We start from the raw sequence: 13,523 nt of genomic DNA, 5'->3' as shown, positions 1-13,523 counted from the left end.
TGGGCCATAGGAACGGGCCGCAATGCATCTCCAGAGCAGGCGCAGGAGATGCACGAATTTATTAGGAACCTTTTGAAAGAGAAATTTGGGGCCGCTGATGTTCCTCTTTTATATGGTGGGAGTGTTAAGCCTGATAACATTGGAGAAATTTCTCGCATGAAAGATGTGGATGGCGCGCTGGTGGGTGGGGCGTCTATCAAAGTAGAATCTTTTGTTGAAATAATTAAAAACGCATACCAGGAGGGAAACTAATATGTATACCTTATTGAGCATTCTTTACATTATCCTTGTCATAATAATGATCGTTGTAATTTTGATGCAGGAACCAAGGGAGTCTGGACTTTCACCAGCTCTTGGTGGAATGCAGCAAATCCTTGGTGTCAGAGGCATTCCTACATTCTTTACGAGGCTAACGTGGGGGCTTGGCGCCACCTTTATGATTCTATCTCTTGTCCTTGCAATGTTAAACAATCCAGCCCGTATGGCGGTTAAAACCCCAAAAGCAAGTAAGACAGCCCCCATTGAGCAGAAAGTTCAAGAAACCCAGGAACAAGAAGTACCACAAATACCACAGCAAGGGAGGTAACAATGAAAGAGGCAGTTATTGAATTCAAAGGGTTTCAGTATAAAGTTAAGGAAAATGATTTTATTACTACTCAGAAGGTAGAGAACGATATAGGTGAATTGGTTGAAATTGGAAATGTTTTGCTTGTCCAGGATGGTGATAAGGCCCTTGTTGGCACACCTTACGTTCCCAACGTAAAGGTTGTTGCGCGGGTTGTTGAGCATTATAAGAACGATAAGGTGATGGCCTTCAGGTTTGTGAATAAAGAAAATGTTCGAAAGAAAAGGGGACACCGCCAGGAACTTTCAGAGCTTAAGATAGAGAAGATCGTTTTAGAGTAACTCCATATTTAGGGAAGTGTACATTTTACTTCTTTTTTTTCTTCATACCTTTTTAATAAGGGATTGTAAATCCGAAATAGAATTATTAGTCATTGGTAGAGAAGAGTCCCGAGAGCTTGCCACTTCTTTTGTTGATTTTAAGTGCAAATCGGGTATCTCGGCCGCTTTTGTTTCGGTTGAGGAAATTGAAAGGAGATTTACGGGGTTTGACTTGGCTGACAAAATTCGAAATGGTGTCAGATATTACAGGGAAAACAACGGTATCAGGTATCTGCTTCTTCTCGGTGACTTTTACCGGGTACCAGCAAGAATAGCTTATGTAAGGATAGGTACCAACGAGCTTTCAAATAATGTGCCAACCGATTTTTACTATGCTGAACTCTATTCCGATTGGGACAGGAATCGCAATGGGCTCTTTGGAGAACAGGTCGATTCAATAAACCTTATTCCCAATGTAATGGTAGGGCGAATACCTTATCATAACCTTGCGGAACTGGAAGGGTATTTCACCAAAGTTTTTAATTACAAGGTTTTGGCTAATGACAACTTAAAGTTTTTGCTCCATTCATCGGATATCTTGGGAAATGGAAACTCTTACAAATTGACGGATAGCCTTTCAAGTGTTGTACCCTCTCATTTTGCCCTCAGCAAACTTTATGAAATTAGCACGAGTGTGAATGTAACTAAAAATCAATATGTTGACAGTGTTAATAGCGGGCCTGGCTATCTTTTTTCCTGTATCCACGGGGATTTTGGTAATCTGTATATAAATCAGACTCCATCGGTTTCTTTTGGAATAGCAGATATACATCTTCTACAAAGTTCAGTACCTTCGTTCTGGGGCATTCTCTCCTGTGATATAGGGGGTTTTGATAAAGATGCACTGGGTGAATATCTTCTTTTTTCGCCTTCCTGTATAGGGATTTTATCCCAGACAAGGGACGGAATTTCAAATACAATTTCTTTCTATAAAAGGTTTTTTGAGTACCTTTTTTCAGATTTTAGGGTATCCATAGGCGAGGCAGATAGTGCAATGAGACAGGCCTTTTCCAGCGAGGCTCGTAATAGCCTAATCAGCTATTACTCAATATTAACTTACAATCTTCTTGGTGACCCTACTCTGATACCCATTAAACGTAGTTATATTGATTACAAAATTAAGAACATTACAATTTTTGAAGATACTGGGCTGGTTGTTCGGCTTAGGCCATTGGGTCCTGTATCAGCCAAGGTAAATAAAAAGTTTGTTGTGTATAAAAGAAATGAGATTATACAGGTTGTTGAAACCATTGAAGATTCTGCCTATTTCAGGATAAACCCTGTTACACCTGGTTACCTTTACATTGCAATTACTGGTCCTGAGATAAGTGACATTATTGACTCGGTTTACGTTACTCCAATCACTTTGCCAATTCAGTTCACATTAGAAGCTGTGAGTAATGAGTACGGAGATACAGTTTTGCTCTCCAATGCCGGTTTTAATGTCACAATTCGAGCGAAAAATGCTTCGCCAAAATATTTTGAAAATCTGAAAGTTGTATTGAAAGGTTACCACCCTTTGATCCTGAATGATACCCTTTTTACAATAAGTTTAAAGCCCTTTGAGGAGAGAAGTATTACTGCAAGGGGGGTGGTGGTACGGGTGGATCAGAGAGGCTTAGCAGAACTCGAAATAAATACCTTTTTAGATTCTTTTGAAAACAGAACTTCGATGCTTTTTGACTACTACGTTCCTGTGATTCAAATGACGGATTTAAAAGTCGCAAGGAGAACAGAGGACCTTCTGGTAAAGGTTAAAATTTTTAATCAGAATTTTTATCCTGTAAGAGACATTAAACTTGTTGTTTCTAAAAAGGGTAAGGTTGTCTTGGCAAGGGTTGAAAATTTACCGCCATTTAGCGATACAACACTGTACGCTTCTCTTACATTGGAAGACGCCCTTGGAAACCTCATTATCTACTATATGAGAGACTCCATTTCTTTTTCAATACCGGGTGGCAGCGCTTTACTCCCTCCACCAACACACTTATCCGGATCTTCGGGAATTGGTAGTGTGATTTTAAAATGGAATTCACCCGGAAATGGACTACTTTTCAACGTATATAAAAGTGTTGATGGGATTAATTATAGAAGAGCCAATAGCACACTGATAAATGTTTGCAGTTTTGTGGATTACGAAGTAAATGGACCAACATATTATTATGTAACTTCTGTAGACACTCTGTTAGCGGTTGAAAGTGGTCCCTCTATGTCAATTACTCTTATACCAAATCCACCTTTTCTTGATGGGTGGCCTCGACCCGTTCTGGGGACGGGATATTCTTCTCCCGTAGTTTGTGAACTTGACCGTAATTTGCCTGGTTTGGAAGTAGTTATAGCGACATCTTTTGATAGTCTGGTCTACGCCTTTGACTGTGCGGGGCGTCTTCTTACGGGTTGGCCCGTAAACGTACACGGAACTTCTTTAACGGCACCTGCGGCAGGAGATTTGGATGGAGATGGTGAAGAGGAAGTAATTCTTATAACAAGGGACGGAACAAGATCTTTGCATGTCCTTGATAAGTACGGCAATGAAAAGCCCGGTTTCCCTATTCCTGTTCCTGGTGCTATTTATTCAACTCCCTGTCTGTGTGATCTGGATAACGATGGTTTACCAGAAATTGTGGTTAAAGATGGAAGCTTTGTAAAAGCGTTTAAAAACGATGGAACATTCCACGTTAGTCCTGGGTTAGGTGGGGTAGGTAGTTCTCCTGCCTGCGGAGATATAGATAACGATGGGGTAATGGAAGTTGTCGTTTCCTACTCGACAGATACTTCAGGCTACATTGGTGTGCTGGATGCAGCCCTTAATCTAAAACAGGGTTTTCCTGTACCCATTAATAAAAGCCAAATTACAAGCCCTTCCGTTGGTGATATTTTACCTGACTCTTCAGGCCTTGAAATCGTAGTTTATGCTGGTGATTCGCTTTATCTTATAGATTCAAATGGAGACATAGTTGCTAAAATTCTTGTTGGAGGGACAACTTCTTGGCCCTATGCCATTTCTCCAGCCATTGGTGATGTGGATGGTGACGGCTTGAAAGACATTGCAATTCCCACTAATTATGGTTTTAAGGTTTATGAAATAACTGGGAATTTCTTTTCCCTAATCTACGGCGCTTATTGTGGTAGTGGTTTTTCTTCTTGCGTAATTTATGACACGGACAATGATGGTAGAGGCGAAGTCTTTAAAGGGAGTGTCGATGGGTATCTCTATGCTTATGGTAGCACGGGGCAGATTCTTCCGGGATTCCCTGTGGATCTTCTTTCATATGCCTATATCACACCGCAGATATGGGACATCAATGGTGATGGCATCAAAGAACTCGTAGTTTCTTCCTGGGGAAATCACCTTTTCATTTTTTCGACAGGCTGGGTTAGCGAAAATCTCTCTTGGCCCATGTACAAGCACGATAGATACAGAAGCGGTAATGCGGAGTTTGGTAGGTATCCGGTAACTGCTTCTTATCCTGAAAGAAAAGGAATAGTAAAAGAATCTAAGGATCAAATTTATCTCATTTACGACGCGATGGGAAGGTTGATTTATAGAGGTGATAAAAATGGTTTTGAGCAAAAAGTGAGAAGTGGGAGTGTGAGGATGGGGGTTTATTTTATTAAATCGGAAAATCAGAAATTTATAAACAAAAGGGTTGTGATAAGATGAGTATTAATCTTGAAGAATTAAAGAGCAGAATGACAGAGATAGAGCTTAAACTGGCGTCCGTTCTTTCTGATGAGGAAAGAAAGAGTTTGCTTCAAGAGTACAAAAAGATTCAGCCATTGGTTGAAAAACTTGAGGAGAAATACAGAATAGAAAAGGAACTAAAGGATACAGAAGAAGTTTTGAAAGAAGAAGAGGATGAGAACTTAAAGGAGTATCTCGATTCTGAAAGGAAAGGACTTTCTGAGCGCTTGAGGGAGTTAGAACTTGAAATTAAGAAACTTCTTTTACCCGAAGACCCGGATGATCCTAAGACCGCGATAGTAGAGATAAGGGCGGGAACGGGAGGAGATGAGGCGGCACTTTTCGCAGCAGATCTCTTTAAGATGTACTTGAGGTATGCAGAAAAGAAGCATTTCAAAGTTTCAGTTATTGACTCTCATCCTACTCCCTTGGGCGGATATAAAGAAATTTCCTTTATTGTAGAAGGACCTTATGCCTACAGGCTATTGAAATACGAATCGGGAGTTCACAGGGTGCAGAGAATTCCCATTACAGAGACTGGTGGAAGAATTCACACGTCTACAGCCAGCGTTGTGGTTTTACCGGAAGTAGAAGAAGCGGAAGTTGAAATTGATCCTGAGGATTTGAGGATCGATACCTTCCGGGCTGGTGGTCCTGGTGGACAGTACGTAAATATGACAGATTCTGCAGTCCGTATCACCCATATACCTACAGGGATAGTGGTGGTGTGTCAGGATGAAAGGTCGCAGCACAAAAATAAGGCAAAGGCGTTGAGATTGCTCAGGGCCAAGTTAAAGGATCTGGAACAGAAGAAGATGGAAGAGGAGTTGAGGATGAAAAGAAAGAGTTACATAGGCACAGGTGACAGAAGTGAAAAGATCAGAACCTATAATTTTCCGCAGAACAGAGTTACCGACCATAGGATTGATCTCACCATTTACAGGCTGGATGACATTTTGAATGGGGATCTTGATCTGATTATTGATAAGCTCCTTGAAGCAGAGGAAAAAGCAAAGCTTGAAGCTCAGGGAACTTTATAACTATTTAGTTGAACTTATTTCCCAGGTATCCTCTGATGCAAAGGCGGAAGCGAGGTGGATAGTTGAAGAAATTTTTTGTAACAAATTTGATTTTTTGATTGTGGAAAACCCTGAAGCTGAGAGGTTTTTACCCAGAATAAATGACATTATTGAAAAAAGGGTCAAGATGCGGATTCCCCTACAATATATTTTCAAGAAGGCTTTTTTCTTTGGATTTGAGCTTTTCGTTGACGAAAGGGTATTAATTCCAAGATATGATACAGAAGTTATAGCTGAATACGTTTTAAGCGTTTTTAAAGGTAAGGCTACAAGCTGGCTAGACCTCGGGACGGGAAGTGGTGCAATAGCTCTTGTTCTGGGAAAATACCTTGGGGACTTTGGGGTTGCTTCTGATTTTTCCATGGATGCCTTATATGTTGCCAAAAGAAATCTGAGGAAATACGGTATCGAGATTCCATTGGTTAGGGGAGATTTGCTTTCCGCTTTTAAACAATCAAGCTTTGAACTAATAGTGACAAATCCTCCTTACATTCCCTACCAAGAACGCATGAATCTAATTCCCGAAGTCCTCTACGAGCCAGAATCTGCCCTTTTTGGAGGCGAGTCTGGTTACGAAATCACAGAAAAGATAATAATTGAATCTTTGAGGGTTTTAGTTCCTGGTGGAAGCATTATAATTGAGACATCGCCGATGTGTTTTGAAAGTTTGAAGGAAGGTGGGTGGAGGAATTTTTTTATTTTATTTAAAAAGATATATGATCTTGGTGGTGAATTAAGGGGGGTTCACCTTATCAAAAAATCCTGAAATGAAAGACATAAAGTCGCGTTTGATGCAGCATATCGCTTTCCGTATAAAGGATTCCCAATACGATGACGCGCTAAGGGAGATTAAGAGTTTTTCAAGGGCATTTACTGGTAAAGATAAGGAAAGAGTTTTGTTTCTAAAAGGTTATCTTAGTTTGAAGTCAGGAAAACCCGATGAGGCTCGAAAAATATTTTCTCGCTTGTTGAGGAACAGTCCCGATAAATCTATATATCACTTTTTTCTTGGACTCTCCAACATGGAACTGGTGGATTATAGAGAGAGTCTGGAAAATTTTTCCCGTGCTCTTTCGATATCTCCGGAGAGTGTGGAATACCTGAAAAATTATGGATGGACTCTGGTAATGCTCGGTAAGAAAAAAGGATTATCTATTCTTAATGAACTTTTTAATAAAAATCTTGATGATAAAGACTTGATTATTAAATATATCCTGGCTCTTTTAAGGTTTAACAAAGCAAACCAGGCGAAGTGGATCTCGGAGCTGGTGGCCAGGAAATATCAAGATGAAGAATTGCAAGAATTTTTAGGTGCAGTAAGAGATTTTCACTCTTATGATAGTACTTTCTTAAGTGTGAATGAGGAAAGGGTCCTTATGTTAATCCAGCTAAAATCTGGGCTTGAACCTGAAATAGTGGATGGGCTGACGGTTTTGTTTCTCACGCTGAAAGATGATGCTTTTAAAAAAATTGTCAAACCTGAACCGTGGGCTGCTGCCCTTGAGATTGCTGGGCGGTTGCTATTTGGTGATGGTAAGGTAAATTTAAGGGAAATATGCAAAAAATACAATGTTAAAGTTGAGCAGGTTGATAGAATTTTGAGAAAAATTTTTGAAGCGGGGGTTTAGTATATGCGAAGGATTTGGCAGCTCAAAAATCTATCCAGGGAGCTCTACCTTCAATTTCTGATGGAGAAACCCTTTGTGATTTATTTTTCAACAAAAATGATAGATGATATTCACCGCTCTCTAAATCTTGTTCCGTATGTTGAACTTAAGCAAATTCATTCAAAGACCATATGGAAAGTAGACTCTCCATTACCTCCGGAAGAGCTATCAGGGGATGGCCTTATGACATCTAAACCGGGGCTCTATCTTGTTATTAAAGTCGCGGACTGCTACCCGCTTTTTATCGTAGATCCTCTGAATATTGCTTGCGGGGTCTTCCACGTGGGTTGGCGAGGTTTAAAGGAGGGAATTGTAGAGGAAGCGGTGTTGAAATTTAAGGAATACTTTCACAGTCAACCTGAGAACCTTATTGCCGTTTTTGGACCGGGTATTAGAGGTGAATATTACGAAGTTGGTGAAGAATTCAAGGATTACTTTCCAGGAAATATTTTAGAGAAAGATTGCCGATATTATCTGGACATTTTTCAGGTTGCTGTTTCAAAACTGAAGAGGCAGGGGGTCAAGGAGATTTACGGACCTCCTGCAGACACATATTCCAATCCTGACTTGTTTCATTCAAAAAGAAGAGAGGTGGAATTAAAGGGGTTGAATAGGGCAATTATAGGAATTGAAAAAGATCTCAGCTTAGGAACCCTTATTGAGGACTCTCCTTACAATCTTTAGTTTTAAAGCAGGCTTAGCGCTTCCTTTATGGCTTTGGTATGCGACTCGAATGGTATTTCTGGTAATTCGTTAATTGCAAAAAATTTTGCGTCCTCAGCGTCATCACCTGGTTGGGGCACTTCGGAGGAGAACCCCAGATAGGAAATTACGATTACGCTTTCATATCTTTTACTTTTTTGCTGATAAACATTGATAAGGGTTAGTTTTTCAATCATTATACCCGTTTCTTCATATAGTTCCCTCGAGGCTGTTTCGTAGGGAGCTTCGTTAATTTCCACAAATCCCGATGGTAGTGCCCATTTCCCTTTTTCGGGTTCTTCTTTTCTTTTTACAAGGAGCACCTCTCCAACGTCATTAAAAACGACAACTACTACAACGGGTACAGGATTTTTGTAAATAAAAAGCTTACAATGAGCGCAGTAGTAACGTTCTCGCCCATTTTCTCTGCTTTTAGTGATTTTATGTCCGCAGTAAGGGCAAAACTGCACTTCTCTTTCAAAGCTTATCATTCCCTGAAATTTTATAGTTCTGTGCACGTTTTAGCAATCTTAAATTTTCAGGCGGTCTTAAGTTTGACTATTTGTTTACAATGCCTTAAATTCTTAATCATGAAAAAGTCAATAGTTTGTTTGTTACTGATTTTGGTTATCCAGGGCGCTTATGCCCAGTACGGCTTTACGGTGAATAATAACCTGTTTTTTACTGAGGACCCTAATACAATACCATTTGGGACAATATCCATCGAGCCCTTTAGAACAGTTTTTTCTTACGGGAGCAGAGACACCGCTTCTTATGTTACCTACTCTATTTTTAATAAGTTAAGGTTAAATCTCTTTGACTATATGGAACTTGGATTGTCTGTTCCATTCTTGATCGATAGAATGACAAAAAGTTCACAGGTCTACTTTTCAAGGGGACGCGGTGATATTTTACTCAACATAAAATATAATTATCCCGTATCAGAGAATTTATCTTTTGCCATTTCACCTTACATTTCAATACCTTATGGCCGAACCAGAACGGTGGGTGTGGATTCAGCAAAGCCAGATATTTTATTTCAGGGTGGCCTACTGAGGGACTTCACAACAGCCTCCTACGATTATGGCGTTAAATTCATAGGTGGTGCGAAGGTTAGAGACTTTTCTATTAACCTTAATTACGGCTATTTTTCTTCGTACAGACATCTTCTTACTAAGAATCCACCAGAGTTTCATCTTCTAAGCACTTCGCTGACTTACAATTTCCAAAGTTTTACACCCTTCGCCGAGCTCCTTCTCGGTTTTTACAGTAAGGGAGACTTTGGAAAAGCTCCTTCTTATTTCAGCCTTGGAACAAAGGTTGATATCAATCCATTTCTTGAGGGGAAGTTTGCCTTAGCTTTACCCTTAGTTAGTCGGGAACCTATTAGTCCAGTCGTCCCTGATGATTCAAGTTATCCGGGTTTAATATCAAGTTTTCCTAATTATGGAGAGGGGGTAGTTCTATCATTCGGTTTGAGCGTTAAAAACATTGTTTATAACAGACGGGCTACTGCAAGGTTAACGGTGATAGTGAAGGATCGCTCAACTGGGGAATTTGTTGAAAACTGCAGGATAAGGGTTGGTTCAAGGGAATATTTTTCACCTTCAGGGGTTTTGTATATTCCTTCAGTTAAGGCAGGAGTTCAGAATTTAAAGGTTTTTGCCGATGGATATTTAGATGTAGATAAGTTTATAGAAATTGAGGGCAATACAAATACAAAAGTCGAGGTTTTGCTTGTTAAAAAGTCTGTCCCTGTTGTTTTGAGAGTGAAAAACAGCAAAATGGAGCCTGTAAAGTCTGCAGTAGCTTTGATTTCCGTTGAAGAAGGGGTTAATACGGTAACCGCTGATGGTGATGGGGTAATAAGATATGTTATGAACAGAAGTAGACCGCTTAGCATTTATGTGTCCGCTTCAGGGTACTTGGGACAGAACTTTTACATTGACCCTTCCTTTGAAAGAGATTCGGTAGTTATAGATGTGATTCTTAAAGAAGAAAAGGATGAAGTAGCAGTTCTACCCATTATTTACTTTGATGTTGGGAGTTATAGGATCAAGAAGGAATTTTTCCCATTTCTTGACATCATCGGGAGGTATTTAGTAAACCATCCCGACTACAGGCTTGAAATCATAGGGCATGCGTCAGCAGAAGGTCCGGAAAGATTCAATCAAATATTAAGCCTAAGAAGGGCAGAGGCCTGTAAAAAACATCTCGTTATGCGCTATAAAATTGATCCCGATAGAATTATTGTGAAGGGTTTTGGAAAAGATGTTCCCGCTGTACCAAACAAGACAGAGTATCAGAGAAGTATCAACAGGAGAGCCGAGTTCAGACTGATCCCCCCTGAGAAATAATTTTCACATGCATTTTCCACTGGTTTGTTCAGAAAAAGCCCTTTAACATTAGAGGTGTTAAGATCATGAAGCTTACTAAAATAATTGCAACCGTTGGTCCGTCTATTTCCACCGAAAGCGTAATGGAACGCCTGATTCAGAGTGATGTTAATGCTCTTCGTTTCAACTTTTCCCATGGAACTTATGACGAGCATTCAAAGAAGATCAACTGGGCAAGAAAATTGCGAGACAAAGGTTATAATTTTGCAGTATTTGTTGATCTTAGTGGGCCTAAGTTTCGGATAGGCGAAGTTGCCGGGGATAGGGTTGTTTTGAAAAGGGGAGACGAATTTGTCCTTACCACAGAAAAAATTATTGGTGATGGTAAAATTGTTTACGCACCGCTCGAAAAAGTAATACCCTATTTGAAGAAGGGTGATACGGTTTTGTTGTCCGATGGGACTGTGGAGCTTGAAGTGATAAAAGTTACGGGCAACTCCGTTATTACAAAGGTTAGAATGGGGGGAGAAATCTCATCCCACAAAGGAATTAATATCCCCAACAGGATGCAAGAGGTTCCCGCAATTACGGAAAAGGATATTCAGGATATGAGATTTGCGATTTCTTTAGGTGTGCGAATTTTTGCCCTCTCTTTTGTTGGTGGAAAGGAAGATGTTTTAAGAGCAAGGGAAATTTTAGAGCAGGAAGGAGTTGATGGATTCGTAATTGCAAAAATTGAAAGGTATGAGGCGGTTGCAAACTTTAATGAAATTCTGGATACTGCCGATGGTATCATGATTGCACGGGGTGATCTGGCTGTTGAAACACCTTATGCCAAGGTTCCCATTCTTCAAAAGGAGCTTATTCTAAAAACAAGGGAGAAGGGGAAACCAGTTATAACCGCCACGCAGATGTTAAGGTCTTTGCTTTTTAGTCCGCTTCCCTCGCGGGCGGAGATTTCTGATATAGCCAATGCGGTTCTTGATGGAAGTGATGCCCTAATGCTGTCTGAAGAGACTGCTGTTGCAAAAGATCCACTAAATTCGGTTAGGGTTATGAAAGAGATAATCAAAGAGGCTGAAAAATTCAGAAAGAAAAAGGGCGAAGGATTGCCATTAAATTTAAAGGAGAAAGAGAACATTGAATGGCAAATTGCCAGGAGCAGTTTTGAACTCTTGAACTCTTTGAGAGCCAAGCTCATCATAACCCCTACAGCGAGCGGTGCGACCGCTTCAAGGATTTCTGCTTTAAGACCACTTGCTCCCATTGTTGCTCCCACTCCGGATCCTGGGGTTTGTGAGTTTTTAAATCTGTCTTATGGGATTTATCCTCTAAGAGTGGATGTGATGAGAAATCTTGACGAGTTGATTTATAAAGTCAAGGGTGAAATTTTTAGACGCAGGCTTGCAAAAGAGGGTGACCTGGCGGTGATTACCGCAGGTTACCCCTTTGGAAAACCCGGTTCCACAAATATGGTAAAAGTAGAAAAATTGTAGGAGGTGCTTATGCTTCTTTACATAGTTATTTTAGTACTCGTCATTTTAGCCTCAATGATAAGAATTTTGAGGGAGTATGAAAGGGCGGTTATTTTCAGATTAGGGAGACTGATTGGCGTCAAAGGCCCAGGACTTATAATCCTCATTCCTTTTATTGATAAGATGGTCAAAGTTTCCCTGAGGACGGTGGTGCTTGATGTACCTCCGCAGGATGTGATCACAAAGGACAATGTATCGGTGAAAGTGAACGCGGTTGTCTACTTCAGAGTTATGGATGCTGCCAAAGCAGTTGTTGAAGTGGAAAATTATGCTTACGCAACTTCCCAAATTGCGCAGACCACTTTGAGAAGTGTCCTTGGTGAAGTTGAGCTCGATGAGCTCTTGGCTCAAAGGGAAGGATTAAATCACCGTCTCCAGAGGATTATTGATACCCAAACTGATCCTTGGGGTGTAAAGGTTTCCGCAGTGGAAATCAAGCATGTGGATCTTCCACAAGAGATGCAAAGAGCGATGGCTAGGCAGGCTGAGGCTGAAAGAGAAAGAAGGGCAAAGATTATTAGTGCAGAAGGGGAATACCAGGCGGCAGAAAAACTTAAAGAAGCGGCTGAGGTCCTTGCCCAAAACCCAATTACCATTCAGCTGAGATATCTTCAGACTCTCAGGGAAATTTCTGTTGAAAACGCGTCTACAATTGTCTTCCCCATACCCATTGAGTTCTTTAAACTTTTTGTAGCGGGGGAAAAAGAGAAGCAGGTTTAGAGTAATAAGTTAGAGGTTCTGAGGTGGTCTCCCGGGTATTTTCAGGGACAGTAATAGGGGTAGATGGTGTTTTGATTTCCGTCGAGGTAGACATCTCAACGGGAATGCCGGGTTTTAATATCGTGGGACTCCCAGAAAGTGCTGTAAAAGAGGCAAAGGAAAGAGTGGTGTCCGCGATTCGGAATTCAGGTTATCAAATACCTCCAAGAAAAGTTACGGTAAATTTGGCACCTGCTGACATCCGAAAGGAAGGAACAGCCTTTGATCTTCCTATTGCACTTGCAGTCTTAAAAGCATATGGTTTTGTGAAAGGTAAAGTAAACTTTATGACTGTTGGTGAGTTATCCCTTGACGGAAAGGTACGGAGAGTCAAGGGTGTTTTGCCACTTTCTCTTAGTTTGAAAAATTATCCACACCTTGAGGGGATAATTGCCCCATATGAGAACAAGGATGAGGCTTCTCTCTGCAAATCCACTAAGGTTTATCCAGTAAGAACCCTTGTCGAAGCGGTTCAGTTTCTAAATGGCGAAGTTCAGATTCTTCCCAATCTCTTTGATGTTGAATCGGTTTTCAAAAGAGAAAGTGTTGAAGATGTGGATTTTAAGGATGTGAAAGGCCAGGAACATGCGAAAAGGGCATTGGAAGTTGCAGCGGCTGGTGGTCACAATGTCCTAATGATAGGCCCGCCGGGTTCAGGTAAAACGATGTTGGCAAGAAGAATCCCTTCCATTCTCCCTCCAATGACTCTGGAGGAGGCTTTAGAAACGACTAAGATCTATTCTATTTCAGGGCTTCTGCCCAAAGACAGTCCCCTTGTTTCTTCAAGGCCGTTTCGCTCTCCCCACCATACTATA

General features: G+C 40.7%; 13 protein-coding genes. 12 read left to right on the top strand and 1 reads right to left on the bottom strand.

The annotated features are described in order from the left end of the window. From QMD82_08025 to pgeF, 8 genes are all read left to right on the top strand, one after another. Positions 1-252, top strand: a 252-nt coding sequence (locus QMD82_08025) for a triose-phosphate isomerase (GenBank protein MDI6851862.1), incomplete at its 5' end; no start/stop codon positions are given. A 1-nt stretch (position 253) separates the two neighbouring features. After that, positions 254-586, top strand: a complete 333-nt coding sequence (gene secG / locus QMD82_08020; protein ID MDI6851861.1) for a preprotein translocase subunit SecG — start codon at positions 254-256, stop codon at positions 584-586. Between the two features lie 2 nt (positions 587-588). After that, positions 589-906 (top strand): 50S ribosomal protein L21, encoded by a 318-nt coding sequence (gene rplU / locus QMD82_08015; protein MDI6851860.1) that lies wholly within the window; start codon positions 589-591, stop codon positions 904-906. Positions 907-922: 16 nt separating this feature from the next. Further along, the gene (locus tag QMD82_08010) at positions 923-4,609 is read left to right on the top strand and encodes a C25 family cysteine peptidase (GenBank protein MDI6851859.1); all 3,687 of its coding nucleotides are present in this window, start codon (positions 923-925) and stop codon (positions 4,607-4,609) included. Then, positions 4,606-5,670 (top strand): peptide chain release factor 1, encoded by a 1,065-nt coding sequence (gene prfA, locus QMD82_08005; protein MDI6851858.1) that lies wholly within the window; start codon positions 4,606-4,608, stop codon positions 5,668-5,670. Before QMD82_08010 ends, prfA begins: the two co-directional genes overlap by 4 nt. Beyond that, positions 5,648-6,475, top strand: coding sequence for a HemK/PrmC family methyltransferase (locus QMD82_08000; protein MDI6851857.1), 828 nt, complete (start codon positions 5,648-5,650; stop codon positions 6,473-6,475). The genes prfA and QMD82_08000 overlap by 23 nt, the downstream gene beginning before the upstream one ends. A 1-nt stretch (position 6,476) precedes the next feature. Beyond that, entirely contained in the window at positions 6,477-7,337 is an 861-nt protein-coding gene (locus QMD82_07995; GenBank protein ID MDI6851856.1) for a hypothetical protein, read from the top strand. Positions 7,338-7,340: 3 nt separating this feature from the next. Beyond that, positions 7,341-8,060, top strand: coding sequence for a peptidoglycan editing factor PgeF (gene pgeF / locus QMD82_07990; protein ID MDI6851855.1), 720 nt, complete (start codon positions 7,341-7,343; stop codon positions 8,058-8,060). A gap of 2 nt (positions 8,061-8,062) precedes the next feature. Here pgeF and QMD82_07985 read toward each other — a convergent pair whose 3' ends face one another. Further along, positions 8,063-8,569 (bottom strand): NUDIX domain-containing protein, encoded by a 507-nt coding sequence (locus QMD82_07985; protein ID MDI6851854.1) that lies wholly within the window; start codon positions 8,567-8,569, stop codon positions 8,063-8,065. 99 nt (positions 8,570-8,668) lie between these two features. Between QMD82_07985 and QMD82_07980 the strand changes: the two genes are divergently transcribed. The 4 genes from QMD82_07980 to QMD82_07965 form a co-directional block, all read left to right on the top strand. Next, positions 8,669-10,435, top strand: coding sequence for an OmpA family protein (locus tag QMD82_07980; protein ID MDI6851853.1), 1,767 nt, complete (start codon positions 8,669-8,671; stop codon positions 10,433-10,435). A 65-nt stretch (positions 10,436-10,500) separates the two neighbouring features. Continuing rightward, positions 10,501-11,910 carry a pyruvate kinase gene (gene pyk, locus QMD82_07975; protein MDI6851852.1) on the top strand — a complete coding sequence of 470 codons (1,410 nt, stop codon included), beginning with the start codon at positions 10,501-10,503 and terminating at the stop codon, positions 11,908-11,910. Between the two features lie 9 nt (positions 11,911-11,919). After that, on the top strand, positions 11,920-12,669 hold the full coding sequence (locus QMD82_07970; GenBank protein ID MDI6851851.1) for a slipin family protein: 750 nt from the start codon (positions 11,920-11,922) through the stop codon (positions 12,667-12,669). Between the two features lie 23 nt (positions 12,670-12,692). Further along, positions 12,693-13,523: magnesium chelatase domain-containing protein (locus QMD82_07965; GenBank protein MDI6851850.1), on the top strand; the 831-nt coding region annotated here is incomplete at its 3' end.

The sequence above is a fragment of the bacterium genome, assembly GCA_030019025.1.
Taxonomy (GTDB): Bacteria; Hydrothermota; Hydrothermia; order UBA1063; family UBA1063; genus UBA1063.
The sequence above is the reverse complement of the archived record's forward strand: the minus strand, read 5'-3'. Positions and strand labels throughout refer to the sequence as shown.